General features: G+C 45.7%; 1 protein-coding gene. It reads right to left on the reverse strand.

All coding sequences use genetic code 11. The features are described from left to right. Window positions 1-267: hypothetical protein (locus SKC36_RS12355; RefSeq protein ID WP_459466081.1), on the reverse strand; the 267-nt coding region annotated here is incomplete at both ends.

Raw genomic sequence — 267 nt, forward strand, 5'->3', positions numbered from 1 at the left:
CAGTATTACCATAAGCATCTTGTGCAGTTAAGGTATTCGTTCCTGTAAAGGCTGTGCCATTAATCTGAGGACTAGCTAAGCTTACTGCCAATTTCGTCATCGTCGATGAACCAACTGTCACATTCAACGTTCCACCCGTATTCGAGTTAATTGTACCATCACTCGCATTCACCGTAGCTGATTCTGCTTTGTACAAAATCATGCTGGCTGAGGCCACACCCGCTGTAAAGGTCATACTGGTTCCGGTACCAAAGTTCGTACCCGCTA

Source organism: Aquirufa sp. OSTEICH-129A, from assembly GCF_054558355.1.